This window comes from Cupriavidus sp. KB_39 (assembly GCF_052114485.1).
Taxonomy (GTDB): Bacteria; Pseudomonadota; Gammaproteobacteria; order Burkholderiales; family Burkholderiaceae; genus Cupriavidus.
The window spans coordinates 1-554 of the sequence record NZ_JBFREV010000174.1 but is presented as its reverse complement, the minus strand read 5'-3'; the positions used below and the strand labels follow the sequence as shown (position 1 = coordinate 554).

Genomic DNA, 554 nt, shown 5'->3' with positions numbered 1-554 from the left:
TACGCGTAGGCATTAATCCCGCCTTCCAGCCCAATCGGGTCCTTGCTGACATACCGCCCGCTTACCGGATCATAGTACCGGTGCCGGTTGTAATGGAGCCCGGTTTCCTGGTCGTAATACTGGCCCTGGAAGCGCAGTGGGTTGGCAATGCCTGCCTTGCGCGCCGCTTCGGTGATGACCTCGCGCGCGGCGCCCCATGCCTTGTACTGGGCAGACCATGCAATCTCGCCGGTCTCGTCGGTCAACTCCTGCGGTGTGCCGAGGTGATCGCATTGGTACCAGGCGATGGCGTCGAACGGCTGCGGGGCGATGTCCTCGGTCCAGAGCGGATCGTCATCGATATCGTAGTCGCCCGCGTAATCGGGCTCGCGATGCAGGGCGATGGCGTCATGGCGCACCGCCTGGGCCAGCGGTACGAAGGTGCCGGGCTCGTAGACATAGTGCGTGCTGCGGTCTGGCCGGCTTTCCCACGCCAGTTGGTCGCCGTCCCAGCCATAGAGCGTGACGCCGTGGGCGGATGACGACTTGACCAGCCTGCGCCCGAGCGCGTCGTA

General features: G+C 64.6%; 1 protein-coding gene. It reads right to left on the bottom strand.

Features of this window, described 5'->3' with window-relative positions; genetic code table 11:
• Window positions 1-554: RHS repeat-associated core domain-containing protein (locus AB4Z27_RS29365; RefSeq protein WP_441646025.1), on the bottom strand; the 554-nt coding region annotated here is incomplete at both ends.